This is a genomic window from Agrilactobacillus yilanensis, from assembly GCF_003946725.1.
Taxonomy (GTDB): Bacteria; Bacillota; Bacilli; order Lactobacillales; family Lactobacillaceae; genus Agrilactobacillus; species Agrilactobacillus yilanensis.
Map to the genome: position 1 here is coordinate 1 of NZ_RHOY01000038.1, position 2,063 is coordinate 2,063.

Annotated in this window: 1 protein-coding gene; it reads left to right on the forward strand. The window is 37.6% G+C overall.

Annotated features, from left to right (window positions below):
- Window positions 1-841 precede the first annotated feature (841 nt).
- Window positions 842-1,798, forward strand: coding sequence for a protein rep (locus tag EKM93_RS13440; RefSeq protein ID WP_125716027.1), 957 nt, complete (start codon window positions 842-844; stop codon window positions 1,796-1,798).
- Window positions 1,799-2,063: the final 265 nt, after the last annotated feature.

The window sequence follows — 2,063 nt, forward strand, 5'->3', positions numbered from 1 at the left end:
CATGTAATACGCATTATCATGTAATGCGCACTATCATGTAATACGCACTATCATGTAATGCGCACTTACACACAACATGAAGTTGTGTTGTGCTAAACCCATCAAAACCTGTATCAGATTTCGCTTTGCTCAAACAAAACTGACTTGCGTCAGTTTGGAACATTCAAAAATAAATAAGTTCAGTCGCTAGCTCCTTCGAACTTTTTTATTTTTGAACGTTAATTTTAAAGGCTCTTATTTGCGTTCTAAGCGATTTTAGCTAACAGTGAGCTATCTAACTGTCTGTCAACGGTAAATCGAATTAAAGGGTCTTACTGCTTTAGCAGTTAGTCCCTTTTTGAGGCTTTAAGGAGTTGACTGACTTTACTCAACCCAAGAGCCTTATGTCCTAGGAAACAAGCTATTGTTTCCTCGAGCCCAGCGGCGGCAAGCGTTGCGCTCCAGCTGGCTCAGCTGGTCGGTGTGGCTGAAAGCCACGGTTTTAAAAAAAGACAGTTCAGCGGTTTTTGCTGATCTGCCTTTTTGGGTTTTGAAAGCGACGTTTTTTGTCGCTTTCTTCTTATCTTGATACTATTAGCAACAACTAGTTTTTAGTGCTTTTGTTCCTATCCCTTGATATTACAGGGTTTTGGTGTATTATTGAGGTGTAAATTCTAATAAAATAAAGCAAATAAAAAACCCACGTGCAAATTCCTAGTTTGGTCGCTCGGAACACGTGAGTTGATTATCATTTACGATTTATAGCCTATTCTAGGGGGAAAACCCTATGATGTCAAGGCTATAAGCTTAGTTAAAATGATATTTCAGCTCCTTCACGTGGATAAAACGGGAGGAGCTTTTTATGTCTGAAGTATTTAAAGATGTTACAGAAAACGGGAAGGTAAGACCTTGGCGAGAACGCAAAATTGAAAATGTGCGCTATGCGGAATATTTGTCGATTTTAGAGTTTAAACGAGCACATGATATTAAAAACTGTGGGGAAACTTTACGTTTTCGGAAAATTGGTAACCATTTGAAGCTGTATCAAACTTGGTTTTGTCATAAACGGTTATGTCCGTTGTGCAATTGGAGAAAGAGCATGAAAAATTCGAGCCAATTAAAACAAATTATTGCGGAAGCAGTTGCAAGAGAGCCTAAAGGACGGTTTTTGTTTTTAACTTTAACCGTTAAAAACGCTCATTCAGCAGAGGAGTTAAAAGTGTCTTTAAGAGCTTTGACTAAAGCCTTTAATAAGCTAACTCGCTATAAAAAAGTGACTAAAAATTTATTGGGTTATTTACGCTCAACGGAAATTACCGTTAATGAACAAGATGGGTCATATAATCAGCATTTACATGTTTTATTGTTTGTAAAATCTAGTTATTTTACCGGGGATAGCGTGAATTATGTTACGCAAGTAGAATGGACCGATCTTTGGCAAAGAGCTTTAAAAGTTGATTATGAGCCTGTGGTGCATGTGCAGGCTGTTAAAGCTAACAAACGCAAAGGAACTGACTCTTTGCAAGCTAGTGCCGAAGAAACGGCGAAATACGAGGTAAAATCAGCTGATTATATGACGGCTGATGATGAGCGTAATTTGGTGGTGATTAAAAATTTGGAGTATGCCTTAGCTGGAACACGACAAATCAGCTATGGTGGATTATTAAAGCAAATTAAGCAAGATTTGAAACTTGAAGATGTTGAAAATGGTGATTTAGTTCATGTTGGCGATGAAGATTACACCAAAGAGCAAATGGAAGCTGCGGAAGAAGTTGTCGCAAAATGGGATTTTAATAGACAAAATTATTTTATTTGGTAAAGAGAATGTCAGGATATGATCAACGGTAAATCCGTTGGCATATCCCTTTTTTGTTGTCAGCTTGCTGACTTCTGATACAGGTTTTAGCATTACTCCAATTTATTTGGAGTGTAAGTGCGCATTATCATGTACATTATCATGTAATGCGCATTATCATGTAATGCGCATTATCATGTAATGCGCACTATCATGTAATACGCATTATCATGTAATGCGCACTATCATGTAATACGCACTATCATGTAATGCGCACTTACACACAACA